Origin of the sequence: Streptomyces sp. NBC_01410 (genome assembly GCF_045040195.1) — a bacterium.
Taxonomy (GTDB): domain Bacteria; phylum Actinomycetota; class Actinomycetes; order Streptomycetales; family Streptomycetaceae; genus Streptomyces.
The window spans coordinates 2,995,326-3,021,985 of sequence record NZ_CP109530.1; the positions used below are offsets into that span (position 1 = coordinate 2,995,326).

At 69.3% G+C, this 26,660-nt stretch carries 21 protein-coding genes and 2 pseudogenes; 9 read left to right on the forward strand and 14 right to left on the reverse strand.

Annotated features, from left to right (window positions below):
• Positions 1 to 13: 13 nt before the first annotated feature.
• Positions 14 to 1,966: a SpoIIE family protein phosphatase gene (locus tag OG741_RS13735; RefSeq protein ID WP_405597502.1), complete on the reverse strand. Its 1,953-nt coding sequence runs from the start codon at positions 1,964 to 1,966 to the stop codon at positions 14 to 16.
• 251 nt (positions 1,967 to 2,217) lie between these two features.
• On the opposite strand from OG741_RS13735, the gene OG741_RS13740 reads away from it, so the two are divergent.
• Positions 2,218 to 6,333 (forward strand): HAMP domain-containing protein, encoded by a 4,116-nt coding sequence (locus OG741_RS13740; protein WP_405605550.1) that lies wholly within the window; start codon positions 2,218 to 2,220, stop codon positions 6,331 to 6,333.
• 10 nt (positions 6,334 to 6,343) lie between these two features.
• Positions 6,344 to 6,928, forward strand: a complete 585-nt coding sequence (locus OG741_RS13745; RefSeq protein ID WP_405597504.1) for a two-component system response regulator — start codon at positions 6,344 to 6,346, stop codon at positions 6,926 to 6,928.
• Positions 6,929 to 6,988: 60 nt separating this feature from the next.
• Here OG741_RS13745 and OG741_RS13750 read toward each other — a convergent pair whose 3' ends face one another.
• Together OG741_RS13750 and lepA are read right to left on the reverse strand one after the other, a co-directional pair.
• Positions 6,989 to 8,878, reverse strand: a complete 1,890-nt coding sequence (locus OG741_RS13750; protein ID WP_405597506.1) for an AMP-dependent synthetase/ligase — start codon at positions 8,876 to 8,878, stop codon at positions 6,989 to 6,991.
• 267 nt (positions 8,879 to 9,145) lie between these two features.
• Complete coding sequence (gene lepA, locus OG741_RS13755; protein WP_389369740.1) at positions 9,146 to 11,011, reverse strand: translation elongation factor 4; 1,866 nt, start codon at positions 11,009 to 11,011, stop codon at positions 9,146 to 9,148.
• Between the two features lie 210 nt (positions 11,012 to 11,221).
• Here lepA and rpsT point away from each other — a divergent pair, with 210 nt between their 5' ends.
• Positions 11,222 to 11,488: a 30S ribosomal protein S20 gene (gene rpsT, locus OG741_RS13760; protein WP_266476461.1), complete on the forward strand. Its 267-nt coding sequence runs from the start codon at positions 11,222 to 11,224 to the stop codon at positions 11,486 to 11,488.
• Positions 11,489 to 12,152: 664 nt separating this feature from the next.
• On the opposite strand, the gene holA is transcribed toward rpsT, so the two are convergent.
• The 4 genes and pseudogenes from holA to OG741_RS13780 form a co-directional block, all read right to left on the reverse strand.
• A complete protein-coding gene (gene holA / locus OG741_RS13765; RefSeq protein WP_405597510.1) occupies positions 12,153 to 13,139 on the reverse strand; it encodes a DNA polymerase III subunit delta in 987 nt (328 codons plus the stop codon).
• Positions 13,140 to 13,190: 51 nt separating this feature from the next.
• On the reverse strand, positions 13,191 to 13,436 hold the full coding sequence (locus OG741_RS13770) for a hypothetical protein (RefSeq protein ID WP_405597513.1): 246 nt from the start codon (positions 13,434 to 13,436) through the stop codon (positions 13,191 to 13,193).
• 11 nt (positions 13,437 to 13,447) lie between these two features.
• A complete protein-coding gene (locus tag OG741_RS13775) occupies positions 13,448 to 14,224 on the reverse strand; it encodes an arylamine N-acetyltransferase (protein ID WP_405597515.1) in 777 nt (258 codons plus the stop codon).
• Positions 14,225 to 14,337: 113 nt separating this feature from the next.
• A pseudogene (locus OG741_RS13780) lies at positions 14,338 to 16,929 on the reverse strand (ComEC/Rec2 family competence protein); the annotation flags it as partial.
• A gap of 150 nt (positions 16,930 to 17,079) precedes the next feature.
• Here OG741_RS13780 and OG741_RS13785 point away from each other — a divergent pair.
• Genes OG741_RS13785 through OG741_RS13800 form a run of 4 tightly spaced genes read left to right on the forward strand, consistent with a single transcriptional unit; the run spans position 17,080 to position 18,093 of the window.
• Positions 17,080 to 17,310, forward strand: a complete 231-nt coding sequence (locus OG741_RS13785) for a hypothetical protein (protein ID WP_405597518.1) — start codon at positions 17,080 to 17,082, stop codon at positions 17,308 to 17,310.
• Positions 17,307 to 17,594: an HNH endonuclease gene (locus tag OG741_RS13790; RefSeq protein ID WP_405597521.1), complete on the forward strand. Its 288-nt coding sequence runs from the start codon at positions 17,307 to 17,309 to the stop codon at positions 17,592 to 17,594. Before OG741_RS13785 ends, OG741_RS13790 begins: the two co-directional genes overlap by 4 nt.
• Positions 17,591 to 17,866 (forward strand): hypothetical protein, encoded by a 276-nt coding sequence (locus tag OG741_RS13795; protein WP_405597523.1) that lies wholly within the window; start codon positions 17,591 to 17,593, stop codon positions 17,864 to 17,866. Before OG741_RS13790 ends, OG741_RS13795 begins: the two co-directional genes overlap by 4 nt.
• The gene (locus tag OG741_RS13800; protein WP_405597525.1) at positions 17,866 to 18,093 is read left to right on the forward strand and encodes a hypothetical protein; all 228 of its coding nucleotides are present in this window, start codon (positions 17,866 to 17,868) and stop codon (positions 18,091 to 18,093) included. Before OG741_RS13795 ends, OG741_RS13800 begins: the two co-directional genes overlap by 1 nt.
• 363 nt (positions 18,094 to 18,456) lie before the next feature.
• On the opposite strand, the gene OG741_RS13805 is transcribed toward OG741_RS13800, so the two are convergent.
• The 4 genes from OG741_RS13805 to OG741_RS13820 form a co-directional block, all read right to left on the reverse strand.
• Complete coding sequence (locus OG741_RS13805) at positions 18,457 to 19,041, reverse strand: hypothetical protein (RefSeq protein WP_405597526.1); 585 nt, start codon at positions 19,039 to 19,041, stop codon at positions 18,457 to 18,459.
• Between the two features lie 142 nt (positions 19,042 to 19,183).
• Positions 19,184 to 19,339, reverse strand: a complete 156-nt coding sequence (locus OG741_RS13810; protein ID WP_405597528.1) for a hypothetical protein — start codon at positions 19,337 to 19,339, stop codon at positions 19,184 to 19,186.
• Between the two features lie 13 nt (positions 19,340 to 19,352).
• Entirely contained in the window at positions 19,353 to 20,528 is a 1,176-nt protein-coding gene (locus OG741_RS13815; RefSeq protein WP_405597529.1) for a hypothetical protein, read from the reverse strand.
• Positions 20,529 to 20,619: 91 nt separating this feature from the next.
• Positions 20,620 to 21,900 carry a DUF6777 domain-containing protein gene (locus OG741_RS13820; protein WP_405597531.1) on the reverse strand — a complete coding sequence of 427 codons (1,281 nt, stop codon included), beginning with the start codon at positions 21,898 to 21,900 and terminating at the stop codon, positions 20,620 to 20,622.
• Between the two features lie 265 nt (positions 21,901 to 22,165).
• Here OG741_RS13820 and OG741_RS13825 point away from each other — a divergent pair, with 265 nt between their 5' ends.
• A complete protein-coding gene (locus tag OG741_RS13825) occupies positions 22,166 to 22,498 on the forward strand; it encodes a DUF6233 domain-containing protein (RefSeq protein ID WP_405597534.1) in 333 nt (110 codons plus the stop codon).
• Positions 22,499 to 22,524: 26 nt separating this feature from the next.
• The gene (locus OG741_RS13830; RefSeq protein WP_405597536.1) at positions 22,525 to 22,749 is read left to right on the forward strand and encodes a hypothetical protein; all 225 of its coding nucleotides are present in this window, start codon (positions 22,525 to 22,527) and stop codon (positions 22,747 to 22,749) included.
• A gap of 216 nt (positions 22,750 to 22,965) precedes the next feature.
• Here OG741_RS13830 and OG741_RS13835 read toward each other — a convergent pair whose 3' ends face one another.
• The 3 genes and pseudogenes from OG741_RS13835 to OG741_RS13845 form a co-directional block, all read right to left on the reverse strand.
• Positions 22,966 to 23,496 carry a hypothetical protein gene (locus tag OG741_RS13835; protein WP_405597538.1) on the reverse strand — a complete coding sequence of 177 codons (531 nt, stop codon included), beginning with the start codon at positions 23,494 to 23,496 and terminating at the stop codon, positions 22,966 to 22,968.
• Positions 23,497 to 24,083: 587 nt separating this feature from the next.
• Complete coding sequence (locus tag OG741_RS13840; protein ID WP_405597539.1) at positions 24,084 to 24,686, reverse strand: hypothetical protein; 603 nt, start codon at positions 24,684 to 24,686, stop codon at positions 24,084 to 24,086.
• 311 nt (positions 24,687 to 24,997) lie between these two features.
• Positions 24,998 to 25,357, reverse strand: a pseudogene (locus OG741_RS13845) (ArsR family transcriptional regulator); the annotation flags it as partial.
• Positions 25,358 to 26,660 lie beyond the last annotated feature (1,303 nt).

Genomic DNA, 26,660 nt, shown 5'->3' on the forward strand with positions numbered 1-26,660 from the left:
TCACCCGCGAGGCTTACATCGCCTGCAGCACCAGCAGCGCGAGATCGTCCCCCGGCGGCGTCTCGGCGAACTCGTGCACTGCCTGCTTGATCCGTTCCGCGATCCCCTGCGCCGTCAGCCCCGCGCACCCCGCGAGCACCGTCGCGAGACCGTCGCCGTCGTCGAACATCCGCGCCCCCGAGCGCCGCTCGGTCACCCCGTCCGTGACACAGAGCAGCGTGTCACCGGGCTCCAGGTCGAAGGTCTGGCTCTGGTACGCCACCTCGTCGACGACCCCGAGCAGCACCTGCGGCTCCGCCGCCGTACGCACCGTGCCGTCGGGCCGCAGCAGCAGCGGCAGCGGATGCCCGGCGCTGGCGACGGTGCACCGCACACCGCCCAGGGGCGAGCGCACCAGCTCGCCGTAGAGCAGGGACAGGAACCGTGCCTGCGGCCCTTCCGGCAGGCCCTGGCCGCCGGCCGCTGCGACCATCAGCGCGGCCGCCTCCGCCGCTTCCATCGCGTCGTCGAGCAGCAGTCCGTTCAGCCGGTCGAGCACCTCGCCGACCTGGTAGCCCTCGCGGGCGAGCAGCCGCAGCCAGGGCCGGGCGAGGCCGGTGACGACGGCGGCCTCGGGCCCGCTGCCCTGGACGTCGCCGAGCATGAAGCACCAGCGGCCGCCCGAGCTCGCCGGGAAGATGTCGTAGAAGTCGCCGCCCGCGACTCCGTCGTCGCTCGGCTCGTACACGAGAAAGCGGTCCACGCCGGGGATCTCGCCGACCTTGCCGGGCAGCAGACCCCGCTGGAGGACTTTGCTGATGGTGGCCTGCCGGGTGTACTGCCGGGCCGCGCCGATCGCGAGGGCGAGCCGCCGCGCGAAGTCCTCGATCAGAGCGGTCACTTCGTCGGGCACACGTGCCAGACCCTGCCGGGCGACGAGCAGCGTGCCGAGACCGCGCCCGCCGGTGACGAGACGGAAGGCCAGCACCGTCCCCTCGCCCGCGCCCGGCTCGCCCTCGCGCGGCCAGGGGATCGGCACAGGGCCGTTGCGTGGGGTGTCGGGCAGCCGCGGGGGCTCCTTGCTCAGGATCTCGCGCAGTTCCTCGATCCGGGACTCGTCACTGTGCCAGACCCGGGCGAGCCGGGGCGCGGCTCCCGAAGGGCGGCCCGTTCCCCACCTGGGGTGTCCGCCCTCGCCGTCGAGCCAGATCGCGCACCAGTCGGCGAGCCGTGGCACCAGCAGCTGGGCGGCGAGCGCCGCGACCATGTCCTCGTCGAGCTGTCCGGCGAGCAGGTCGGAGGCTTCGGCGAGAAAGGAGAGCGCCCCTCGGCTGATCCAGTCCGGGTCCTCACGGGCGGTGCGCCGCGGCGTGGGGGCGAGGATCTCGGCCGCGCGCAGCCCGCGCTGGAGCGCGGGTTCGGCGCCCGGCACGGGGCAGGACTCCAGGCCGTCGACGGGCAGGCGGGCCCAGACGGTCTTGAGGGCGGCGCGATAGGTGATGCCCCAGCGCTCGGCGAGGGCGCCGACGAGATGGAGGCCGCGTCCGTATTCGGGGGTGCCGGTGCGGTCCTCGCCGTGCGGTTCGTTGCGTACGGTCCTGGCGGGGTGGTGGTCGGAGACCTCGATCACCAGCGCGGCGGGCTCGCCCTCGGCCGATTCATCGAGCCGGCAGAGGAGTTCGACGGTGGTGCCCGCATGGACTACGGCGTTTGTCACGAGCTCGTTGACGACGAGTACGGCATCGTCTGCGAGCCGGTCCGTACTGTGCCTGCCCGGCGGGCAGCCCCCGCGGCCCGCCGTGCCCCGGCAGAAGGCGCAGGTGGCGAGCAGTCCGAGGTTGGTCCAGTCGGCGAGTGCGGCTCGGACGAAACGTCGCGCCGCACAGGGCGCGAGAGGGTTTCCGGGCAGGCTCGTGCGGGAAACCGACCGCGCGTCATCCCGTAGTGGGTACAACGGGGTTGGGCGCTGGACGGTGTCTCGCTGCATCGGAACGGGCCCCACTGTGCGGCTCCTGGTCGGTTCTGGCAATGCGCCGCTTATGACACCGACAGAGTGACAGACTGAGCCTGCCCATAAGCGCCGAGTCACTGAAGTGGGCGGTTATGAACGAACAGAGTGCTTTGTCGCCCGCCCAGTCCTCCGGGCCGCCCGCCCCGTCGGGATCCCGGCCGGGTGCCGAGCCGCCGCCCGACGGTGCCTGGATCCGGGTCTCGGAGCTCCGCCCTCTGCTGGCCGCCATGACGGCCCTGCGGGACGGGGACTTCAAGATACGGGTGGCGGAGACGCATGAAGGGATGTCCGCCGAGCTGGCGGCGATGTTCAACCAGATCGCGGTGCGCAATCGGCACTTCACGGATGAACTGACGCGCGTACGCAGGGAAGTCGTACGGCACGGACGCCTGGACGACCGGCTGGCGGCGAGCCCCGGCCAGGGCGCCTGGACCTCTGGCGTGATCAGTACGAACGCGCTCCTCGACGCCCTCGTGGTGCCCGCGGCGAACGCCACCCGGGTGCTGGACGCGGTGGCCGGCGGCGATCTGACCCAGCGGGTCGATCTGCACGACGGCAACCGCCAGTTGCGTGGAGATCTGCGCCGACTCGGCCGCGCCGTGAACAAGATGGTCGACCAGCTCTCGCTCTTCACCGGCGAAGTGACCCGGGTCGCGCGCGAGGTGGGCACCGAAGGCCGCCTCGGCGGACGCGCCAAGGTCCAGCGCCTGTCCGGGAGTTGGCGGGATGTGACGGAGGCGGTCAACACGATGGCCTCCCGGCTGACCGCGCAGGTGCGGGACATCGCGGCGGTGACCACCGCCGTCGCCCGCGGCGACCTGACCCGTACGGTCACGGTCGAGGCGACCGGTGAGCTGCTGGAGCTGAAGCTCACCGTCAACACGATGGTGGACCAGCTCTCCGCCTTCGCCGACGAGGTCACCCGCGTCGCCCGCGAGGTCGGCACGGAGGGCCAGCTGGGCGGCCGTGCCCAGGTCCGCGGCGTCTCCGGCGTCTGGAAAGACCTCACGGACAACGTCAACTTCATGGCGTCCAACCTGACCTCCCAGGTCCGCAACATCGCGCAGGTCACCACCGCCGTCGCCAACGGCGACCTGTCCCAGAAGATCACCGTCGACGCCCAGGGCGAGATCCTGGAGCTCAAGTCGACCATCAACACCATGGTCGACCAGCTCTCCGCCTTCGCCGACGAGGTCACCCGCGTCGCCCGCGAAGTCGGCACCGAAGGAAACCTCGGCGGCCGCGCCCAGGTCCGCGGCGTCTCCGGCGTCTGGAAAGACCTCACCGAGAACGTCAACTTCATGGCCGACAACCTCACCTCACAGGTGAGGAACATCGCGCTCGTGTCAACGGCCGTGGCCCAGGGCGACCTCGGCAAGAAGATCACGGTCGAGGCGAAGGGCGAGATCCTGGAGCTCAAGTCGACCATCAACACCATGGTCGACCAGCTCTCCGCCTTCGCCGACGAGGTCACCCGCGTCGCCCGCGAAGTCGGCACCGAAGGAAACCTCGGCGGCCAGGCCCAGGTCCGCGGCGTATCCGGCGTCTGGAAAGACCTCACGGACAACGTCAACTTCATGGCGTCCAACCTGACCTCGCAGGTCCGCAACATCGCCCAGGTCACCACCGCCGTCGCCAACGGCGACCTCTCCAAGAAGATCACCGTCGACGCCCGCGGCGAGATCCTGGAGCTCAAGGACACCGTCAACACGATGGTGGAGCAGCTGCGCGCCTTCGCCGACGAGGTGACCAGGGTCGCCCGCGAGGTCGGCACGGACGGCAGGCTCGGCGGCCGCGCCCAGGTCCTCGGCGTCACCGGCCTGTGGAAGGACCTCACCGACAACGTCAACTACATGGCCGACAACCTCACTTCGCAGGTGAGGAACATCGCCCAGGTGGCGACGGCCGTGGCTCAGGGCGACCTGTCCAAGAAGATCGACGTGGACGCCCGCGGCGAGATCCTGGAGCTCAAGACCACCATCAACACCATGGTGGACACGCTCTCCTCGTTCTCCTCCGAGGTCACGCGTGTGGCCCGCGAGGTGGGCAGCGAGGGCCAGCTCGGCGGCCAGGCGCGCGTCGAGGGCGTGTACGGCACCTGGAAGCGCCTGACCACCAATGTGAACGAGCTCGCGCTCAACCTCACCACCCAGGTCCGCGCCATCGCCGAGGTGGCCTCCGCCGTCGCCCAAGGCGACATGTCCCGCTCGATCACCGTCGAGACCCGCGGCGAGGTCTCCGAGCTCAAGGACAACATCAACCTGATGGTGTCCAACCTCCGCGAGACCACCCGCGCCAAGGACTGGCTGGAGTCCAACCTCGCCCGCCTGGCGGGTCTGATGCAGGGCCACCGCGATCTGATGGAGGTCGCCGACCTGATCCTTCGCGAGCTGACCCCGCTGGTGAACGCGCAGTACGGCGCCTTCTTCCTGGCCGACCCGGACGGCGACGGCACTCCGTCCCGTACGACATCGACCACCAAGGGACTCGCCTTCATCGCGGGTTACGGCTCGGCCCAGTCCGCCACCATCGACACGACCGGAATGCCGGGACACGGTCTTGTGCGCCAGGCGGCCCTGGAGAAGAAGCGGATTCTCCTGGAGGAGGCCCCGCCGGACTACATCAAGATCAACTCGGGGCTCGGTGAGGCGTCCCCCGCCAGCGTCGTCATCATCCCGATCCTCTTCGAGGACAAGCTGCTCGGCGTCATCGAGCTGGCGTCCTTCTCCCGCTTCTCCGATGTCCATCTGGCCTTCTTCGACCAGTTCGTGAACACCATCGGCGTCGCGATCAACACGATCATCGCCAACTCCCGTACGGAATCGCTCCTCGGCGAGTCCCAGCGCCTGGCCATCCAGCTCCAGGAGCGCTCCGACGAACTCCAGCGCCAGCAGGCCGAGTTGCAGCGTTCCAACGCCGAACTGGAGGAGAAGGCGGCGCTTCTGGCCACCTCTTCGCAGTACAAGTCGGAGTTCCTGGCGAACATGTCGCACGAACTGCGCACCCCGCTGAACTCCCTGCTGATCCTCGCCCGGCTGCTCTCCGACAATCCGGACGGCCATCTCTCCGACCAGGAAGTGCAGTTCGCCACCACGATCCACCGCTCGGGCTCCGACCTGCTCCAGCTGATCAACGACATCCTGGACCTGTCGAAGATCGAAGCGGGCCGGATGGATGTGCGTCCGAAGAAGCTGCCGCTGATCAAACTCCTCGACTACGTCCACGCCACCTTCCGCCCGATAACGCTCGACCGCGGGCTCGCCTTCGAGGTCGCGGTCGGCGAGGACGTACCGCGCGAGATGTACTCCGACGAGCAGCGGCTCCAGCAGATCCTGCGCAATCTGCTCTCCAACGCGATCAAGTTCACCTCCAGCGGCCGTGTCGAGCTGAGGGTGAACCGGCTCAAGGACCCCGACAACAAGCTGCTCAAGGGCATCGACGACCTGATCGCCTTCGCCGTCACGGACACCGGAATCGGCATCGCGCCGGAGAAACTGCCGGTGATCTTCGAGGCGTTCCAGCAGGCCGACGGGACCACCAACCGCAAATACGGCGGCACGGGCCTGGGCCTGTCGATCAGCCGGGAGATCGCCGGGCTGCTCGGCGGCCGGATCATCGCGGAGAGCGAGCCGGGCCGCGGCTCCACCTTCACGCTGTACGTCCCCGTCCTCTACCCCGGCCACATCGGCGCCGACAGCGACGGCTCCCACGACGGCCTGGGCATCCACGACGTCCACGACGTGCCGATGACCTCGCCGGAGCGCCATCACGCCGAACACATGCAGCGCACGGAGCTGGACGACGGCTGGCCGACCACGACCAAGCTGGAGGCGTGGAAGTCGGGCCGGGGCCGGATCCTGACGGGCCGGCGCGTCCTCATCGTGGACGACGACATCCGCAACGTCTTCGCCCTCACCCATGTGCTGGGCAGGGTGGGCATGCCCGTGCTGTACGCGGAGAACGGCCGGGAAGGCATCGAGACGCTGGAGCGGAACACCGACGTCGAACTGATTCTGATGGACATCATGATGCCCGAGATGGACGGTTACGAGACGATCGAGGCGATCAGACGGAGCCCGCTGTGGACGGATCTGCCGATCGTGGCTCTCACCGCCAAGGCGATGCCCGGCGACCGTGAGAAGTCGATCGCCCAGGGCGCGAACGAGTACGTGCCCAAACCTGTGGACGTCGACCGTCTGCTGACCGTCGTCTGCGCCCTGCTGGACCCGGAGGGCAGCGGGACGGGCGGACCGGACGGCGCGACACCTGGAGCAGCACCCGCGATACCGGGACAGTCAACCGGCGATGGGAATCCGGCAGCCGTCCCACCGACGATCACGTGAGGCAGACACGATGAGCACAGAGGCGACCACCGCCGACCGCGCGAGCATCCTCCTGGTGGACGACATGGAGGACAATCTCGTCGCCCTGGAGGCTGTCCTGGGGTCCCTCAACGAGCCGCTGGTCCGCGCGCGTTCGGGGGAAGAGGCGATGAAGGCACTGCTGCGGCAGAAGTTCGCGGTGGTCCTGCTGGATGTACGGATGCCGGGCATGGACGGCTTCGAGACCGCGTCCAACATCAAGCGCCTCGACCAGACGAAGGACGTTCCGATCATCTTCCTGACCGGGACGGAGGCGGACAGCGGCTATGCGTTCAGGGGATATGCGACGGGGGCGGCGGACTTTCTGACCAAGCCCTTCGACCCGTGGGTGCTGCGGGCGAAGGTGAACGTGTTCCTCGATCTGCACCGCAAGAACCGCCAGTTGGAGCGGATGCTGGCGCGCGAGCAGGAGCAGTTGGGCGAGCTCGCGGAGCGGCTGAGCACGATAGAAACGGAACTGGGCCGCAGCGGTCCGGCTGATGTGCCGGAGCTGCGGACGCAGCTGACGCGGATGGAGGAACTCCTGACGGACCTGCGCCGCGGCAGGTGCGTGTAGCGGGGGCGGGGCCTGGCGGGAAGGTCCGGGTCTTCCGCCGGGCTCCGCCCCGGACCTCCCCTACGCCTCGCGCGAGCCCGCGTACATGTCCTCGATCAGGTCCTTGTACTCGCGCTCGACGACCGGCCTCTTCAGCTTCAGGCTCGGCGTCAGCTCACCGTGCTCAATGTCCAGGTCCCGCGGAAGCAGCCGGAACTTCTTGATCGTCTGCCAGCGCTGCAGCCCCTCGTTGAGCCGCTTCACATAGCCCTCGATGAGCTGCTCGGCCTCCTTCGTGGCCACGACCTCGGCGTACGACTTGCCGTCAAGACCGTTCTCCTTGGCCCAGCCGAGAATCGTGGGCTCGTCGAGCGCGATCAGCGCGGTGCAGAAGTTACGGTCCGCGCCGTGGACCAGGATGTTGGACACGAAGGGGCAGACCGCCTTGAACTGGCCCTCGACCTCGGCCGGCGCGATGTACTTGCCGCCCGACGTCTTGATCAGGTCCTTCTTGCGGTCCGTGATCCGCAGATAGCCGTCCGCGGACAGCTCGCCGATGTCCCCGGTGTGGAACCACCCGTCGGGCTCCAGGACCTCGGCCGTCTTCTCCGGCAGCCCGTGGTAGCCCTCCATGATGCCGGGACCGCGCAGCAGGATCTCGCCGTCGTCCGCGATGCGCACCTCGGTGCCGGGCACCGGCTTGCCGACGGTGCCGGTGCGGTACGCCTCGCCCGGGTTGACGAAGGACGCCGCGCTGGACTCGGTGAGGCCGTAGCCCTCCAGGATGTGGATCCCTGCGCCGGCGAAGAAGTAACCGATGTCCGGTGCGAGGGCCGCGGAGCCGGAGACCGCTGCGCGCAGCCGCCCGCCGAAGGCGTCGCGGAGCTTGGAGTAGACGAGCACGTCGGCGACCTTGTGCTTGGCGCTGAGCCCGAAGGGCGCGGCGGCCGTGCCCGTACGCCGGTAGTTGTCCTGCGTGGCCTTGGCGTACTCGCGGGCGACCCCGGCCGCCCACTGGAAGATCTTGTACTTCGCGCCGCCGCCGGCCCGCGCCTTGGCCGCGACGCCGTTGTAGACCTTCTCGAAGATGCGCGGCACGGCGGCCATGTAGGTCGGCTGCACGACCGGCAGGTTCTCGATGATCTTGTCGACGCGGCCGTCGACGGCGGTGACATGGCCGACCTCGATCTGCCCGGAGGTCAGCACCTTGCCGAAGACGTGCGCGAGCGGCAGCCAGAGGTACTGGACGTCGTCCGGGCCGATCAGGCCGGTGGCGGCCATGGCCTTGGCCATGTACGACCAGTTGTCGTGCGGCAGCCGGACGCCCTTGGGGCGGCCCGTGGTGCCCGAGGTGTAGATCAGCGTCGCCAGCTGGTCGGCCCTGATCGCGCCGACCCGCTCCTTGACGGCCTCCGGGTGCTTGGCGAGATACTCCGCGCCGCGCGCCTCCAGGTCGGCGAGCGAGAGGACCCAGCCCTCGGGGTCGCTCTCGTCCGGCTCGACGCCCGCCATGTCGATGACCACGACATGCTTCAGCTCCGGCAGATCGGCCCGCTTCTCACGCGCCTTGGCGAGCTGGGAGGCGTCCTCCGCGATCAGCACCCGGCTGACGGAGTCGGCGAGGATGTACGCCGACTCCTCGGCGTTGGTGGACGGGTAGACCGTCGTGGTCGCGCCGCCCGCGCACATCACGCCGAGGTCGACGAGGATCCACTCGACCCGGGTGGAGGAGGCGAGCGCGACCCGCTCCTCGGGCTGTACGCCGAGATCGATCAGGCCGGCCGCGATGGAGTAGACCCGCTCGGCGGCCTGGCCCCAGCTCAACGACTTCCAGTCGTCGGGTCCATGGCCGGAGGCGGGGGCCACCGGATACCGGTAGGCCTCGGCGTCGGGCGTGGCCGCCACGCGCTCGGCGAAGAGGGTCGCCACCGAGGGCGGTCGGTTCTCGATCAGGGTCTGTGTGTCGCTCACGACGTCCTCCGGGCCTGCGGCAAGCACTGCACGACTGGCTGGTTGTTTAACTGGCGAGTAACCATCGAGCCGTGATCAGAGTAGAGCGCACCAAGCCGGTGCGTAAGAGGCTGCGGGCTGCCGCTTCATAACGAAGAGACGGCAGGATCACGTGCCGGAACCGATAATCGGTGCACGTCTCACGTATCCGGGGACGCGCTCGCCCGACACGCGAAAAGCGCCCGTCCGGACCCCCGGCGGGCGCTGTCGCTTGTCATGTCTCCTGGACTACTTCTTCGCCTTGCCGCCCTCGTCGCTGGACAGCACCGCGATGAAGGCCTCCTGCGGGACCTCCACGCTGCCGACCATCTTCATCCGCTTCTTGCCTTCCTTCTGCTTCTCCAGCAGCTTCCGCTTACGGGAGATGTCACCGCCGTAGCACTTGGCGAGGACGTCCTTGCGGATGGCGCGAATGGTCTCGCGGGCGATGACCCGAGAGCCGATGGCGGCCTGGATGGGCACCTCGAAGGCCTGCCGCGGGATGAGCTCCCTGAGCTTTGCGACCAGCCGCACGCCGTACGCGTACGCCGCGTCCTTGTGCGTGATGGCGGAGAAGGCGTCGACCTTGTCGCCGTGCAGCAGGATGTCGACCTTGACCAGGCTGGAGGCCTGCTCGCCGGTGGGTTCGTAGTCGAGGGAGGCGTAACCGCGGGTCTTGGACTTCAGCTGGTCGAAGAAGTCGAAGACGATCTCGGCGAGGGGGAGGGTGTAGCGGATCTCGACCCGGTCCTCGGAGAGGTAGTCCATGCCGAGCAGCGTGCCGCGGCGGGTCTGGCAGAGCTCCATGATCGAGCCGATGAACTCGCTGGGGGCGAGGATCGTGGCCCGTACGACCGGCTCGTGCACCTCGTCGATCTTGCCCTCGGGGAACTCGCTCGGGTTGGTGACGGTGTGCTCGGTGCCGTCCTCCATGACCACGCGGTAGACCACGTTGGGGGCGGTGGCGATCAGGTCGAGCCCGAACTCGCGCTCAAGGCGCTCACGGATGACGTCCAGGTGCAGCAGCCCGAGAAAGCCGACGCGGAAGCCGAACCCGAGCGCGGCGGAGGTCTCCGGCTCGTAGACCAGGGCGGCGTCGTTGAGCTGCAGCTTGTCGAGGGCGTCGCGCAGCTCGGGGTAGTCAGAGCCGTCCAGCGGATACAGGCCGGAGAACACCATCGGCTTGGGGTCCTTGTAGCCGCCCAGCGCCTCTGTGGCGCCCTTGGTGAGGGAGGTGATCGTGTCACCGACCTTGGACTGACGCACGTCCTTCACGCCGGTGATGATGTAGCCCACCTCGCCGACGCCGATGCCGTCGGCCGGGGTCATCTCGGGAGAGGAGACGCCGATCTCGAGGAGTTCGTGGGTGGCGCCGGTGGACATCATCCTGATGCGCTCGCGCTTGTTGAGCTGCCCGTCGACGACTCGTACATACGTCACGACACCGCGGTACGAGTCGTAGACCGAGTCGAAGATCATCGCGCGGGCGGGGGCGGGGGCGACACCGACCGGGGCGGGGACGTCGCGGACCACGCGGTCCAGCAGGGCCTCCACGCCGACGCCGGTCTTGGCCGAGACCTTGAGGACGTCCTCCGGCTGACAGCCGATGAGGTTGGCGAGCTCCTCGGAGAACTTCTCCGGCTGGGCGGCCGGCAGGTCGATCTTGTTGAGGACCGGAACGATCGTGAGGTCGTTCTCCATCGCCAGATAGAGATTGGCGAGGGTCTGCGCCTCGATGCCCTGCGCGGCGTCGACCAGCAGGACCGTGCCCTCACAGGCGGCGAGGGACCGCGACACCTCGTAGGTGAAGTCGACGTGCCCGGGGGTGTCGATCATGTTCAGGATGTGGGTCCTGCTCTGATCCGGCCCCTCGGTCGGCGCCCAGGGCAGCCGGACTGCCTGGGACTTGATCGTGATACCGCGCTCGCGCTCGATGTCCATACGGTCGAGGTACTGAGCACGCATCTGCCGCTGCTCGACCACCCCGGTCAGCTGAAGCATCCGGTCGGCAAGGGTCGACTTGCCGTGGTCGATGTGCGCGATGATGCAGAAATTGCGGATCAGCGCCGGGTCGGTACGGCTCGGCTCGGGCACGTTGGTAGGCGTCGCGGGCACGCAGGGTCCTGATTCTTGAGACGCGGGGCGTCTCGTCTCGGGCGATGTCGGATCGATACGTAGCTTCTATCGTCCCATGGCTGCGGGGCTGCGCCCGGTTTGGGCCGTCGGATGAACGGCTGGTAACGTGGGCAGCTGTGTCTCGTGCCCTCTCAGTGCGGGACGCAACCTCAGAGATCGAAGTTTCACCGAACCTGAAAAGGCTCTTTCGTGGCGAACATCAAGTCCCAGATCAAGCGGAACAAGACGAACGAGAAGGCGCGCCTGCGCAACAAGGCCGTCAAGTCGTCGCTCAAGACCGCGATCCGCAAGGCCCGTGAGGCTGTCGTAGCGGGTGACGTCGAGAAGGCCACTGTGGCCGTCCGTGAGGCGTCGCAGAAGCTGGACAAGGCCGTCTCCAAGGGTGTCATCCACAAGAACGCCGCCGCCAACAAGAAGTCGGCGCTGGCCGCCAAGGTTGGCTCCCTGCAGGGCTGAACCTCTTGATTGTCGCCGGTAGGGACTCAGCGGGCCCTCTCTTCCGCTCCTGACCCGGCACCCTCCGCGCCGCACGCGGCCTGCGTTCGCCACGCGGGTGCGGCGCACCAAGCTTGATCCGCGGCCCCGGCCACCGTCCTTCCCCAGGACGGGACCGGGGCTTTCGGCGTTTGGGGGGCTCGGGGGCGGGGCGGGCGAGGCGGCGCTTCGTGGTGCGCCGGGCATCGGGGGCGCCCTGGACCGAGGGTGCGCCGTCACGTCGGGCAGCATGCGCCGGCGCAGCGCGCCGCGGAGCTGGCGCCGGGCCCGGAAGCGGGTGCGCCCGGCACGCCTGGGCATCCTCATCAACCTCGCGCGCCGCGAAGCTGGCGCTCGGGGTCCAGGCAGCATGGCACCAAGCAGGCGGCGCTTAGGGTACGCCGGGGCACAGGGGCGGCCGGGCCGCGTTGCGCGCCGCGGAGCTGGCGCTCGGGTCCAGGCCGCATGGCGCCGAGCCCGGGTGCGCCTGGCGCGCCTGGGCGTCCTCGTCAGCCTCTCGCGCCGCGGAGCCGGCGCTTCGGGGGTGTGGGGGTACGAAGTACCCCCACGTCTCCACCTCCCCGGGGGTCCGGGGGCTTGCCCCCGGTTCGGGCAGGGGCGGGGTGGGGAAAGCCCACCGCAGGGCTCAGCGCCGCGACCTCGCCGCCCGCGCCACCGCCACCACCGCCTTCTCCAGCGCGTACTCCGGGTCGTCCCCGCCGCCCTTGACCCCCGCGTCCGCATCCGCCACCGCCCGCAGTGCCACCGCCACCCCGTCCGGCGTCCAGCCCCGCATCTGCTGCCGCACCCGGTCGATCTTCCACGGCGGCATGCCCAGCTCACGCGCGACATCCGCGGGCCGCCCGCCGCGGGCCGAGGACAGCTTGCCGATCGCCCGCACCCCCTGCGCCAGCGCGCTGGTGATCAGGACAGGGGCGACCCCGGTCGACAGCGACCAGCGCAGCGCCTCCAGCGCCTCCGCCGCCCGCCCCTCCACCGCACGGTCGGCGACCGTGAAGCTGGAGGCCTCGGCCCGGCCGGTGTAGTAGCGCCCGACGACCGCCTCGTCGATGGTCCCCTCTACGTCGGCCGTCAACTGGGACACCGCACTGGCAAGCTCCCGCAGATCGCTGCCGATCGAGTCGACCAGCGCCTGACACGCCTCGGGCGTCGCCGACCGCCCGAGCGCACGGAATTCGGAGCGTACGAACGTGAGCCGCTCCGCGGGCTTCGTCGTCTTGGGGCAGGCGACCTCGCGCGCCCCCGCCTTACGAGCCGCGTCCAGCAGCCCCTTCCCCTTCGCCCCGCCGGGGTGAAGCAGAACGAGCGTGATCTCCTCCGCGGGCGCGTCGAGATACGCCTTGACGTCCTTGATCGTGTCCGCGGACAGATCCTGCGCGTTCCGCACGACGACGACCTTGCGCTCGGCAAAGAGCGAAGGGCTTGTCAGCTCGTCAAGGGTGCCCGGATGCAGCTGATCGGCGGTGAGGTCGCGCACGTCCGTATCGGCGTCGGCGGCCCGGGCGGCCGCCACCACCTGCTGTACGGCACGGTCGAGGAGCAGGTCCTCCTGGCCCACGGCGAGCGTGACGGGGGCGAGGGGATCGTCGGTCGAATTCTTCCTGGTGGCCATCGCGGTCCAGCATCCCACGCACCACTGACACCGCCCCCGGCCTCGCAATCATCACGGCCCCTCGAGCCAGCCGTCCCACTCCCCCGCGAACTCGTCCAGCTTCACCGGATCGAGCCGTCGCTCCGGGTCCTCGACGACCACCAGCCACTGGGCGTCCTCGGCATCGTCCTCACCGGCCAGCGCGTCCCGTACGAGCAAGGGCTCATCGGCGATACCGAAGCGGTCCCGCAGGGCCTCGGCCGTCTCCTCCGCGGCGTCGCGGTCGGGCAGCACCAGTACATGTCTCACAGCACTCACAGAGACATTGTTCAGGTCGCCCGGCCGGGAGCCGACGGCAGGCGGTCGAGCACCAGCCCGAAGTGCTCGCGGTAGGCCGCGAGCACCGCCGCGTCGTCGGCCAGCGGCTGCTCGTGGCGCTCGCCCCGCAGGGTGGTGACCAGCTTGCGGCCGCTGAGCGTGATCCGGCCCTCCGGGGTGAGCCGCGAGCACACGAGCGACCGCGGGAAGTGGGAATCGGGCGAGGTGCGGTGCCACCAGGCCCCCGCCCGGAAGTCGTCCAGGACGCGGGGCCGCCGCTCCAGGCGGAACTGCGGCTTCCCGTCGCGGTGGACATCGAGATCACCGCTCTGGGGAACCTCGACGATCCGGAACGTACCGGCCGGGTCCTCCTGGTCCCCCCGCTCGTCGAACGCCAGCGGGTAGTGGCAGTGATCGCCGAAGCCGACATCCGCCAGCCAGGGACCAGTCGAGTCGGCGGTCTCGACCAGCAGGGCGAGATGGTCGTACGGGACACCGAGGCGGCCCCCGTCGCCGAAGACCCGTCCCTGGAGGAGGCTGACACCGAAGCCGAGGTCGCGCAGCAACGCGGCGAAGGCGCCGTTGAGTTCGTAGCAGAAGCCCCCGCGCCCGGCCTCCACGATCTTGGCCAGGAGCGCCTTCTCCTCCAGCACGATGTCCTCGCCGAGATGGATGGAGAGGTTCTCGAAGGGGACTGTCTGCAAGTGCCGCAGCTGCAGCTCGCGCAGTGCGTCGGCATCGGCGCGCCGCGGGCGGCTCGCGCCGATACGGCGGAGGTAGGCATCCATGAGGGAAGTGTGGCGCGCGGGTTGTCCGCACACCATCGACCCCTGGTCCTAGGTCGTGTCCTCAAAGTCCCGTCTGTCCGATGCGCCGACGTCAGCCGCGGCGGCGGGTCGGGGCCTCGCGGCACCGCCCGCAGGTCCCGGCCGCCTCCCGCCACCGCGATCGCCCCGTCGGTGTCCGTACGCAGCACCACCGCGCCCCCGGCCCGCAACGCGCCGATCGTCCGAGGAGAGGGATGGCCGTACGTGTTGTCCGCGCCCACAGAGATCAGCGCCAGCCGTGCGCGTACGCCCCGCAGCAGACCGGGGTGCTGATGGGCCGAGCCGTGGTGGGCGACCTTGAGGACATCGACGGGAGGGAGCGCCGGGAAGGCTCGCAACAGCCCCCTCTGGGCCGGTGGTTCGAGGTCACCCAGGAGCAGCAGGGTCGGGCCGCCCTCGATCCGTACGAGCAGCGTCACACTGGCGTCATTGGGCCCCTCCGGTACGTAGCCCACCCCCGGAAGGCCAAGCCCGGCCGCAGGGGCTGCCCCCGACGCACGGGCAGCAGGCGGCCACAGCACCTGCCAGGCGAGCCGCCCGACCCTCCGCCGCTCCCCCGGCCCCGCACGGATCACGGGCACGCCGGCCGCGGCCGTCGTCCTCCGTACGAACGCGCTCTGCTCCCAGGGCTCGTCGTACGTCGTCGTCTGGACCGCACCGACAGCTCTGCCCCGCAAAACACCTGGCAGCCCGCGGACATGATCCGCATGGAAGTGCGTCAAAAGGATCAACGGAACGCGGGTGACGCCCAGGTCACGCAGGCAGCGGTCGGCGAGCTCCGGATCGGGCCCCGCGTCCACGACGACGGCCGAACCCCCGCCCGCCGCAAGCACGGTGGCGTCCCCTTGACCGACATCGCACATCGCGAACGTCCATCCTGGTGGCGGCCAGCCGGACATGGCTCTGGTGAGCGGGGCGGGACGCAGCACGGCGAGCAGAAGCAGCAGCGTGCAGCCTGCCGCCCACCAGGGATGCCTGGGAAGGCGCCTGGCGGCGAGCACGACCATGACCGTGACGGCGGCCAGCAGCAGCCCGCCCGGCCAGCCGTCCGGCCACCCCACCTCAGCCCCGGGCAATGCCGCCCCGGTGCGCGCGACGGAGGCGATCCACCCCGCGGGCCACCCGGCACAGCGGGCCACCGCCTCGGCAACCGGCATCGCCACCGGCGCCACGGCGAGAGCGGCGAACCCGAGAACCGTGGCCGGGGCGACCGCGAGCTCGGCGACGAGATTGCAGGGGATCGCCACCAGGCTGACCCTGGCCGCGAAGACCGCCACCACGGGAGCGCATACCGCCTGTGCGGCAGCCGCCGCACCCAGCGCCTCGGCTAGCCGGGGCGGCACCCGTCTGCGTTGAAGCGCCGCGCTCCAGCGGGGGCCGATGGTGAGCAGCGAGCCCGTGGCCAGAACGGAGAGCAGAAAGCCGTAACTCCGCGCGAGCCACGGGTCGTACAGGACGAGCAGCAGTACGGCGGCGGCCAACGCGGGCAGCAGCGACCGGCGGCGTCCCGTGCCGATGGCGAGCAAGGCGACGGCTCCGCAGGCCGCGGCCCGCAGCACGCTCGGTTCCGGTCGGCACACGACGACGAACGCGAGCGTGAGCCCACCGCCGAGGAGTGCGGCCCCTCGCAGCGTGATGCCCAACCGGGGCGCGAGACCCCGCCGTTCGGCCAGCAGCGCGGTGCCCGGCGGTCCGATCAGCAGTATGAGCACCACGGTCAGATTGCTGCCCGATACGGCAAGCAGATGCGTGAGATCCGTTGCCTCGAAGGCATCCTGGAGGTCGGGCGGGACCCGAGAGGTGTCGCCCACGACCAGCCCGGGGAGCAGAGCGCGGGCATCCGGGGCGAGCCCGTCCGTCGCAGCGCGCAGTCCTGCCCTGAGCCCTCCGGCCGTGCGCTGAAGGGCGGTCGGCGGCCCCGTGATCGGCGGCGGACCGGCCCCGTCCGGCCGCAGGACCGCGGCGAACCGGTCGTCGGCATTCAAAGGCGGCGCGAGCCGTCCGGCCAGCCGGAGCGGGGTGGAGGGCAGCAGTCGCAGCCACCGGGCTGTGGAATCGCCCGCCTTGCCGGACGCACCTGCCCGCACGATCACCAGCACGGGCGTCCGGGTCACGGTCACAGAGCCGCCCGGCCCCGTCACTCGGCTCACCTCCGCGTCCAGCACCACGGATCGTCCGGCCAACTGATCGCCGCGGACCCGGGGCCGGGTCAGTCGCGGATCTGAGATGACGGTCAATTCGGCCGTGACGTGTGCATACTGGTCCGCCAGTTCCGGCAGCGGACCGCGCCGCAGATCCGCGCCGTGCAGACCGGCCGAGGCCGCACCCGCGGCGCCGCACAGCAACATGGCCGCCAGCGCGGTGGCATTGAGCCGGAGCCCGCGTCGCCCGGCACCCGCATCCTCGCCATCGGCCGCCGGATCTCCGCCGCCCGTTCCGACACGCAGCGCCCGCACCGACATTGGAGCCAGTAGCAGCCCCGCGACGACAACACAGACGGTCACGGCCAGCCCGGTCCACCAGCCCGGCACGCCCACGGCGAGAGCAGCCGCGGCCCAGGCCGCCAGGGCAGGGGGCACCAGCCGAAGATCGGCCGGTCCCTCCTGCCGCGGGTCGGACGCCCCCAGCCGATGGCCCGACGCGGCATGCACCGCGGGGCGCGTCATGGCCGTACGAGGGTCTGGAGGTCCGCGAACCGGCGGTCGCCGATAGTGCAGTACGAACCTATCTAAGCCCAACAGAACGGCCCCGCCGCGGTGGTGGAACACCGCAACGGGGCCTGACCGAACCCTTGATCACGCAAGGAGTACGGCTCCATGGATCTTCCCACGCCCCTGCCCGCGCCCGGCAAGCCCTCGGTCGGCGGCCGCAACGCGCTCGCCCACGTCGTCCCGCTCAACGTCGCCCGCAATGTCGCCCGCGGCTTCCTCGCCGAGGCCGAAGCGGTCGACTACGACCGGCCCGTTCAGGTCTACGGCTCGCACGGCGCCCTCACGGTCGCGCTGCGCCAGCTCCTCGACGCGCTCGACGCCGAGGCCACCCAGTGAGCCGCCGGCACCGCGCGGGCTGCATCCGAGGCGAGCGAGGCCGAGCCCTGCGCCACCGCCTCGCCCGCCGCGACGGACGCCGCTGCTTCTACTGCCGTACGCCCTTCCCGGACGTCACCACGGCGACGCTCGACCACTACGTCCCGTACTGCCTGTGGCCCACCAACCGGCCCTTCAACCTCGTGTTGGCCTGCGAGCCCTGCAACGGGGCGAAGGGCTCCGCGCTGCCGCTCGGCCTGGTGCTGCTCCTTGGCGGCCGCGACGCATGGAGGGTGGCTGCGTGAGCACCCCGCCGAAGCCTGGCAAGGGCCTGTCCGTCCGCGTCGACGAGACGCTGTATGACGACCTCGCCGTGATGATGCGCGCCGGTATTACAGCGTCCGATGCCGTCCGTGAAGCGGTCTCCCTGATCGCCGGGGCGTGGCGCCACGCGTGGGAGTCCGGTCACTACCCCGAAGGTGTCATGCCGCAGGTCACCGACTGCGGACTGGCCCCGTACGACGCGCGTATGACAGCCCCTGGCGGCCGTACGACAGCGTCAGACAAGGGGCCGTGATGTTCGCCGTCCTCGGCGTGTTCTTCGCCGGTTCCGCGCTGCTCGCGCTGTTCGGCCTCTGCGCCGTCGCGCTTCACGACGTGCCCCGTTTTACAGGCACCGTCGCCCAGCCGGACATGCCCTTCTTGGGTGGGGGCGGCGGCTGGTCGGGCGCGGGACCGCCCTGGTCGGGCTGCTGCGGGCCCGGGTACTGGTGGCTCATCGCCTGTCCCCTCGTGTGGAGCTGATGTGGTGTGGGGGGGAACGTGAATGTATCGGTGGGGGTAGCGGGCCGTATCGGATTCAGTCGGATCTGTTACCGGCGCGGGACACGTCGAAGCCCCGCCAGCACGGCCGACGGGGCTTCCCCTCGGGGGGTGCCGGGCATTATCCGGCGCGTAGCTACCAGGTTGGCAAGGGGCCGACCGACCACGCCGGTGCCGGACCCGTGCCCGTCAGATCCACAGTCCACAGGTGACGGTCGAAGCCGACGTTAGACACGATCGCCTGTCCTATGCGCCATAGGGAAGCAGCACGGTCACGGGCCCGTCGTTGGCTGCCACCCGACCCGGACCGCAGCAGCTGCATGACCGCCCCCGGCCGAGTGGCGATCAGGTCAAATCGACGAGAGTCGGCACCAGTTCAGCTTCCAAGTCGTACTCCTGAAACTCCCAAAGCACGATCTTCGCGTCCTTGGGTACGAGGTAAACGAACTTCATCTCGTCCTTGAAACCGGGCTGCAACCCTGCGTTGCACTCGGGGTTCCCCGGGATCTCGTATAGATCGTCGATCGTGTCGAAACGCCGGTCCTGGTCATCGATCAGGGCATTGATGATGGGCAACGAGCACGTGAGGTCCATGCTGGTCTTCGTGTCGTTGCGGACAACGGTTTCTAGGGTCACGTACTTGGCGTCTGCGTCGGCCTGCTTGGTGGTGCCGGCGATGGTGATCGTGTTGGCCTCCTGCACCTTGTTGATCGTGACGATGGTGCCGTAATTCGATGCCTCCTGCCCGACCTTGAAGTCGGCTCGGATGCTCCTGGTCTCGGTGGCAGTCGGTTCGGGCGTCGTAGCCGCGGAGGTGCTCGGGCTGCGGCTGGGTTCGGCGGCAGGCTTGTCGTCTCCCTCGCTGCTGCTGTCGCAAGCGGTGAGGGCGAGGAGCAGGGCCGCGGTGATGGCGGCGGTGCGGGTGCGCATGGCGTCCCCCCAGGACGTTGCGTGTGAGGGCGACATCGTCGGGCACGTCGGATGCGCACGTCACAGGAACGGCGGAGGCCCGCCCAAACGTGTGACACGCGGTGAAGGCCCCGACCGGAGGGGTTGGTCGGGGCCTTCGTATTCAGTGTCCTGCTCTGGGCTGCTTCTTGGTCGTGCCCGGGGCGGGCTTCTTGGTCGGCTTGACCCAGCCGCCGCGGGACGCGCTGTACGTTGTCTCGTGCCCCTTCAGGCGGGGGTCGTTCTTCGCGGGCAGTGGCTGGGCGGCCGGGAGCACCACGACCAGCGGGTTGTTACGGCTGGGGCGCTGGCTGGACTGGCTGCGGCGGGGCGGGCGGCTCGGCTGGCGGCGCGGGCGGCTCGGGCGGCGGGGCGGGCGGCTCGGCTGGCGGCGCGGGCGGCTCGGGCAGTGGGGCGGGCGGCTCGGGCGGCGGGGCTGGCGGGGCGGGCGGCTCGGGTGGCGGGACTGGCGGCGGCGGGGCTGGCGGCACGCCCGGTTCAGCCGGTTCGCCTTCCGCCGGGCAGTCGGCGGCCTTGAATCTGACTGCGACCTCGTAGTCGCTTTGGCTCCCGCCCGGGTTGGCATTGACGAAGTCCGCGCTCATCCCGTTACCACCCGTTTTGAACTTGGCGGGCTCTCCGGTGGGGGTCACCCTGATCTCGTGAATCTGCCCCGGAGCCGTCACAGTGTGGGTGCCGGGAGGCACGGGCTTACGCCCCACCCCTTCGTCATTGCTTTGCGGATCGGCCCCGGTCGTGATGGAAACACCGTCGATCCGGACGGTCACACCCCCCTTGACGGCGGCGGGTCCTTCATTGGTGCAGGACTCCGTGGTGATCACCTTGACCCGCAGCGCGGTGCCCTGCGGCTGGTTCCCGGGTGGCGGTGGCGCCGGTGCTGGCTCTCTGCCGGGAGGTGGCGGGGGCGCCGGCTCATCGCCGGGCGGTGGCGCCGGTGCTGGCTCTCTGCCGGGAGGTGGCGGGGGTGCCGGGCCACCACCAGGTGGCGGGGGCTCGACCCCGCCCTGCGGCTCCTGACCACCCGGCTGTTGCTGTTGCTGCTGCTGGTTCCCTGCCGTGTCGGGTGTGCCGCCGGTGTTGCTCAATGCGTAGCCTCCGGCAGCCAGCACCGCGGCTATCCCGAGACCAGCAAGGACCGCAGGCCAGCTGAGACCGGTGAAGAAGGCGCCGATGGCCGTGAGTGCGGCGCGCCCCCAGCCGAGAGTGAAAGTGATGGCGCCGCCGATCAAGGCCATGAGGTTGTGAAAACCGACTCTCGGGGGCCAGAGGCCCTTCAGGGCGTCTGTGATGGTGCGCCCTTGTAGCCCAAGTTGGTATTTTTTCTCGTACAGCCGGGCCCCGCTCTTGACCCACTCGGTCACTTTGCTTTCGATGCTCTTGTAGGTGTCGATCACTCGACTCAGGAAGCCCGGTCCTTCCGGACCCGGCTGGTCCGGCTGCGTGGTCATGATGGCTCCTTGCTCGGCTGGTTCACGGCGGTCCGCCGCGTCCGGGGTTGCCACAGCCTCGCCCCGTTCGGCGCTCGGACCCTGATGGTGGTCAAGGCGGTCCCCCCGTCCCGGGGCTGGGACAGCTGCCGTCGGTCCTCTCGAAGCGCACCGCGACCTCGTAGTCGCTCGCAGTTTCCGGAACGTCGTCGGGGATCGGCTCGAAGACGACTTCCGACTCGTTCGGCCCGCGGACGCCCGAGCCCGTGCCGACGGTGAGGGCCACGTTGACCGAGATCACGGGCGGCGGTGTGCCGGTCACCTGGTGCTGCCCAGGGGGGATCGTGCCGCTGCCCGTGCCGTCCGGGCCGGTCTTGATCTCGGTGTTGCCGATGCGGACGGTGGCGTCCGGCTTGGGTTCGGCGGCGCCCGCGTCGCTGCACGCCTGCGTGGTGACCACCTTGATCCGAAGCTGGCGGGCGGTGTCCGTGGGCTGGACCGTCGGCGGGGGCGCCGGGCGCTGTGGACTGCCGGGCGGCGTCGTCGGTGTGGGCGGCGCCGTCGGAGTTGTGGGAGTCGGCGTCGTCGGCGTCCCCGGCGTCGTCGGCGTCCCCGGTGGGCTGGTGGGTGGAGGGGGTGGTGGGGGCGGTGGGGGCGCGTCCCTGTCGGTGGACCCGGTGCTGGTCACCGGCCGGACGATCCCGCGCCCGGTGTTCACGTCTCGGAGCACCAGGGACTGCAGCGGCTGGGCGGCCGGGACCACCACGACCACCGTCACGGGCTGGAACGTTGGCCAGCGCTGACCGCTGTAGGCCGGCTTCTTCTTGACCGGCGTCGGCGGGATCAGCGGATTGCCGCAGGCGCAGCGCACACGCGGTACCCCGTACCGGTCCACCAGGACCGCGGTGCCCGTCTGCAGGACCGCCTGGTACGGCACCGCCCGGGCGCCGCGGAAGCTGTGGTTGGTGACCCGGGTGTCCGTGACAAGCAGCACGGGGGTCAGCGTCGCGACGTATCGGGGGATGTCCGCTGAGGTGAAGCCGAGGGTCCCTGCCCAGGCCTGGCCCTTGGTGGGGTTCTGGGCCAGGAAGTCCACCATGCGACGGGAGTCGCACTGGGACACCTTCCTGGTGCCGCCGAACAGACCGGGTTCCCCTCCCCGCCGACTGGCGAGAACGGTCCCCCTACCGGTGTCCGCGGGGGGAGGCCGCGCGCCCCCGGTGGTGGTGGGTGTGGGGGAGCCGGCCGCGACCGACGAGGTGAACGGGTCGGGGCCCGCCTCCGCGGCGGGCTGCAGAAGGATCTCCCCCTTCTGCTCCTGGCCCTGCCTCGTCTGGAAGAACAGAACGCCCGCCACAATCAACGAGACGACGCCGATCAAGACTTTGATCACGTTCGCCTTGCTCCGACGCGGGCCCGCAGGGGGCCCCTCTCCCGGCGGCGGCGTCTCAGGCGGTAGGCCGGATGGTGGCCAGAACGGTGGACCGGACGGGGGTCCGGCCCGAAGCGGATCGGACATGAGCTGTGACCCCGGTGGGCAATCTATTCACGTCACACCTCGCCCCCACTATTCACGTTTCTCCCCTATCCGCGACATGTCAAGTCGTCGCCGAGCGTCGGGGGGTTCGCGTTGCCTGGCCGGATCTAGAATCGAATATGTGTCCGAAAATCTGCCTCGTCTGGAGCTGCTCCGGTTCCTCCGCCGTGTCCAGGAGCAGCAGCTCCAGCAGACGGACCGGTGGATCGTGCAGGAGGAGCAGCACGCAGCCGAGCAGGCGCGCGCCGAGCGTCTCCAGCCGCCGAAGGATCCGGGCTGGTGCGTGTCGTACGGCATCGGCGCCGATCGGCGGCCCATCGAGGTGCACATCGGGGACTGCGGCATGGCCAAGCACCGCAAGGTGGTCAGTCAGGAGGATGCGCGGCGGGCGATCGGCGAGGGTGTCGAGGCGTGCCAGTTCTGCCGGCCGGATACGGCGCTGGGGCTGCTGTGACTGCCGATGTGACGCAGGCTGGAGGCATGGCCGGACCACTGCCTGTGATCGTCTACCCGCCATCGCCGACGGGCGGCCGACGCGTGCGTGTGGATGGGGAGATCCTCGGCCTCGCCCACGATCTGAAGGACGTGGCTGAGTTCCTGCGCCGAGCTGGACTCGAAGGCCTTGACGAGGACGACGTCGCCCGCTCCGAGATCATCGAGTGGCGGGGCGGCGGCCCGCATGTGTGGGCCGAGTCGCCGCCCTGACCGGGGCCGCCCTGACCGGGTTTTCCACAGGGGTCGCCTACGCTCGCCGAACGCGGGGGCATGGCCACCGCCGTCGCCGTGTCCGCGTTCGCCCGACGGTGCTGGATCACCAACGTGACGTAACTCGGCGGGATCGAGGTGAGGGACACGGGGTGGGCCGGTAGGAGCGATCGCCACGTCTTTTGCGGACGCGCTCCGCACCCACCGGACAGGCCGTCAGAAATCGGGCGGCAGGGTCCCCCAATTAACTATCGACGATGTGTTGATTCCAAACGCGGTCGGATTAAACCCGCAGCGGAAGTTGATGAAGTGCGTTACCCCGTGGAAGTCCTTCTCGCTGGAAGCGGAGTAGGGGTAAGCGCACGCGTCAACAGACCGGATGGCGTTGTCCCAGTTGAGGAACCCCCTGCGAGGAATGGCAGACAGATCGCTGCGATGCTTTCCGGGACGTGTGCGCAGTACTTCACCCCGAAGATTTGGGAGGTCCCAGCATTCCAACGTCTGGGGTGCTGGTGCGTCTTCCGGAAGGCAGCCGATTGCGCGCTCCTCCATGTGCCAACGAAATTCGGCACTGTCCGCCATTCTTTGCGCCTCGGCCAACATCTCTTTACCGTCAGTGAAGGCCGCAAGAGCGAAGGCTCCGCCGTATACCACCGGCGTGACGTACAGATTTCCGGGGTACTCCTTGTTCATGCGCTCAAGGTCTTCGACGAGTTCTCCGTTGAGGACCAGGGGTACGGTCGGCATGTACGGCTGCTGTCGCTTGATCGGTTCATCTCGCCGGGCCCACAGCGATCGGAACTCTTCAGATGCCAGAGGCAAACCGACGTCGCCTCTTGAATCCGCTGCGTAAGTCGAGTGGCAGGCCAATGTGACCATCTCCCTCATGGAAAGCGACAAGCCGGGCGACCTCCGCGGAAGTATGCATCCCCGAAGCGGCACAGTCACCCAGCAACGAAAGGTCAGAGTCGCAACTGAACAACCATCTCCGAGAGGGAATGCGCGCAACGCTGAAGAGAGTCAGGCCCCCGAGTTGTGGCGGTCGGCATGAGAACCAGTCGACCGCGGAGGATAGTTCAACCCGACAGATCATGGGTGGACTTCTCTCGGCTTTCGAGCCTACGCTCCCCATTTCGCGATGTCGATTCGGCAAGTCTCGCCATGCTCCGCGGGCTTGTCCGCAACCCGAGGTCTGGGATCCGGTTGGGCGGGGTAGTTGTCACGCGGCAATTACACCCCGCTCGGTCCACAGCGCACCGCAGGCCTTACAGCGGGCGACCGGACGTGCGCCGGCCCCGCCGTACACCTCGATCGTGCCGCCGCACTGGCACGGGTCAAAGCACTGGCGGACCGCCCGGGGGCGGGGCGCCGACGTTCGCAGCTTCTCGTGCGGTCCTCTCAGATGCGCGCATGTCGGCGGCGTCGCTCTTCTTTAGGACAAAGATCTTCACCAGAGCGAGCATGCTGGGCCCGCACAGGCCTGCGGCCAGCCACGCGTTGTCGGGAGCGACATAGATACCGCTGCCGAGCATGACGATGGACGCAACCATGCCCGCGATGAGAGTTGCTATGCGATAGGTATGTTGGCGCTTATTGTCCGCTTCCAGCGCTACGCGTTCTGCGTCCGCTTGAGCGGCCGCTGCCCTCCGCGCCTCGGCTGCCTCCTCGGCTGCCTCCTTTCGGGCTGCTGCTGCCTCCTCGGCTGCCTCCTTTCGGGCTGCTGCTGCCTCCTTTCGGGTTGCTGCTGCCTCCTGAAAATCCAGCTGACGGAGACGGACTTGGTGCTCACGTTTGAGAATGGGTTCCAGCGCCTTCAGGGATACTTCAAGTTTCTCGGGTCCTCCCAGGGCGGCGCCCCATTGGGCGGCGACGCTCATGCCCGCGGCGATGAACGGGTCCGCCCCGGGAACAGTGGGGCGGTGGTCATCAAGGCTCATGCCTGCGCACCTCCGTCTCCACTGCCGACCGGGGCAAAGTCCTGTTCGGTTGGTGATGGGGGCGGTCCGAGCCGGAGGAACAGCGCGGCGAGAGCGTGGTTCATCGTGGCGACCGCAGGCGCAATGTCCTCGGCGTCGAAGGTGTCCGGGGGGTCAGGGAAGTCCTCCCCGCGCCACGAATTGTCCCAGAGCATCGCCCGACGACGAGCGATCTCAGTTTCCTCGTGAGCCTCGCGAAGAAGTCTGACAAGGTCCAGAATCCGCTCCGGCGACACGCTCTCCATGTCGACGAACGGAGAATTTTGCAGTCTTTCGCCGCTGGCGCTGTCCTCGATCCGGCGGCGGGCGTCCACGGCGAGGGCGTCGTTCGACTGTTCGAAGGCGTCCCGGCCATAGTCGGTGAGTGCGAACAGCTGGGCGCTATCCAGCCCACTGGCCTCGACCACACTCTCGAAGACCAGCTGGTCGAGATGGCGGCGAACGCTGCTTGGGGTCAGACCGAGGCGCCTCGCGAGATCGGCGACGGTGGACGGCCCAGAATCCAGGATGGACCGCACGACACGGTTGCGCGTGGACCGCTCCCAGGTCGCGTACTCCTCCGGAGGGGCCTCCCCAGTATTGTCCTCGGGGTCAAAGAATGAGGGGCGCTCACGACGCGTTAACGAGCCCACGCCCCGCCACGGACTGACGGGGCGCCCTTGGTTAGAAGGGTCAACTGGCTCATTCCGCGGACTGAGTTGGCGCTCCTGGCTAGAAGAGTCATCTGTCTCCTCCAAGGGACCGTCACCGATCCTGCGGAGGCTGTCCATCAGCTCTTGGTTCACCGGGCCACGGTTGGACGGTAGATGAGTGAGCGCGAAGACAAGATCCCCAAGTCTGGGGTTCGTCGCATGCTCGCTGGCCCGCAGCAGATCGGCTTGCCGAGGACCCCAGCCCTGATCCAGAGCTCGGATCTCTCGTGCCCAGGCATCGACTTCTGCCGTCACGACCACTGGCGATACGTCGCCTTGGAGGATCGCGCGCGTTCGAACGAGCCGACTCTTCCAGTCGTCCCGGTCCCGGTCTCTACTGCTGGCTTCCCGCGCCATATAGGCGAGGACGGCGGCGAGCTTTTCCGCGTCCCTTTCCCAACCGCCGGACTGATCGTGGGCTGCTTTGACGATGAATAAGCCGAACCGGCGTGCTGCCTCGTCCACGACTCCCCCTCTTGCTTGCCGGTTCGACCGTAGCGATGGACGCCAACTACGGGGAGGGCTTTGGCGTGATCTGTGCCAAGCCGCCCTCCAGAGCGCTGGTTGGGGGGACGAGAGTGGCGAGTGGTGGCTATGCGGCGATGACGCCTTCCTCGGTCCACAGTGCGCCACAACCCTGGCAGCGTGCGCATGGGGTGGCGCCAGCCCCGCCGTACACCACGATCCGGCCGCCGCACGCGCACGTGTGCTCGTCACTGAGCTCCTTGCACCCGTCGGCGACGTCGAGGACAGCCTCGATCCGGGTGACGGCTTCGCGCGCGACGTGAACATGCTCGGCGCAGGCTTCACCGGGGCGTTCGGATGACCGGGCCCTTCCCGCAGGTCGCCCGCGTCGCGGCCGGGAGCGCAGTCCTCACCCGCCGCCATGGGCGGTGGCTGTTGGCAGGCGGCTGGAAGTCCGCCATCGGCCGTGTGCTCGGCTCGGTCATGGCCGCCTGGATGCTCGGCGGCTGCGCCATCGCAACTCCCGTCACCTGGTGGGTGGCTGTCTTCACGTGGGTGGTGGCCGCGTACCGGGTGTCCGATTCGTCTGCCACTCCCCCACCGCTTCCCCCTGGCCTCGATTCGGATGAATACGCAGGTGAGACAGAGGAAGTTGACCGCGTCGAGTGGGGCTCGGAAGGGGTTAGGTGCACCATCCACACAGTGCGTCGGGGGGTGAACGAGCCGTGATCCGACGCCTGTTGATCGCCGCTGCCGATTTCGCGTACTGCGAGGTCTG